The organism is Microvirga sp. HS2 (assembly GCF_055792805.1).
In genome coordinates, this window is sequence record NZ_JBVVAJ010000094.1 from 1 (window position 1) to 1360 (window position 1360).

The 1360-nt window shown below is 64.7% G+C and carries 2 protein-coding genes; both read right to left on the reverse strand.

Translation table 11 applies throughout. The annotated features are described in order from the left end of the window. On the reverse strand, window positions 1-650 hold a 650-nt coding region (locus ACS5Q0_RS27445), incomplete at its 3' end, for a 3-oxoacid CoA-transferase subunit B (RefSeq protein ID WP_473129783.1). After that, the coding region (locus ACS5Q0_RS27450; protein WP_473129784.1) for a CoA transferase subunit A at window positions 650-1360 on the reverse strand (711 nt) is incomplete at its 5' end. The genes ACS5Q0_RS27450 and ACS5Q0_RS27445, both read right to left, overlap by 1 nt.

Consider the following 1360-nt stretch of genomic DNA (forward strand, 5'->3'; position numbering starts at 1 on the left):
TCGACTTTGAAGGCGGCGTTGGTTTTGGCTCTGATCTCGTCGAGAGTGACGCCCTCGGCGAGCTCGATCAGGCGCATGCCGGTGCCGCCCTTCTTGTCGATGGCAAACACCCCCAGATCCGTGATCACCAGATCCACCACTCCCGCGCCCGTCAGCGGCAGCGTGCAGGCTTTGAGCAGCTTCGGCTCCTCGCTGCCGTCCTTGGCCTTGGCGGTGTGCTCCATCACCACCACCACCCGCTTGACCCCCGCCACCAGGTCCATGGCCCCGCCCATGCCCTTGACCATCTTGCCGGGGATCATCCAGTTCGCCAGATCGCCGGTCTCCGCCACCTGCATGGCGCCTAAGATCGACAGGTCGATGTGCCCGCCCCGGATCATCGCAAACGAATCGGCCGAGGAAAAATAGCTCGTCGTCGGCAGCTCGGTGATCGTCTGCTTGCCGGCATTGATCAGGTCCGCATCCTCCTCGCCCTCATACGGGAACGGGCCCATGCCGAGCATGCCGTTCTCCGACTGCAGCTGCACGTGGACGCCGTGCGGAATGTAGTTCGACACCAGCGTCGGAATGCCGATGCCGAGATTGACGTAAAAGCCGTCGCGCAGCTCCTTCGCGGCGCGCGCCGCCATCTGGTCACGGGTCCAGGCCATCAGAGGATCTCCTCGCGCTTGCGGGTGGTGCGCTGTTCGATGTGTTTGACCGGATGCGCCACATGCACCAGGCGCTGGACGAAGATGCCCGGCGTGTGGATGCCGTCCGGATCGATCTCGCCGGCCGCCACCAGATGCTCGACCTCGGCAATAGTCATGCGCGAGGCGGTGGCCATCACCGGATTGAAGTTGCGGGCGGTCTTGCGGTAGACGAGGTTGCCTTCGGTGTCGCCCTTGAAGGCATGGACGATGGCAAGGTCGGCCACCAGCCCGGTCTCCATGACGTAGTGTTCGCCGTTGAAGCTGCGCACCTCCTTGCCCTCGGCGATCAGGGTGCCGGCGCCGGTTTTGGTGTAGAAGGCCGGAATGCCCGCGCCGCCGGCGCGGATGCGCTCGGCGAGCGTGCCTTGCGGGTTGAACTCGAGCTCGAGCTCGCCGGACAGGTACTGCTGGGCGAAGGTCTTGTTCTCGCCCACATACGACGAGATCATCTTCCTGATCTGGCGGGTCTCGAGCAGGCGGCCCAGCCCGACGCCGTCGATGCCGGCATTGTTCGAGATGACGGTGAGGTCCTTGGCGCCCGAGGCGCGGATCGCCTCGATCAGGGTTTCGGGAATGCCGCACAGGCCAAAGCCCCCGGCCATGATCGTCATCCCGTCCTTCACCAGTCCCGCCAGCGCCGAACCCGCGTCGCTGTAAACTTTGTTCAT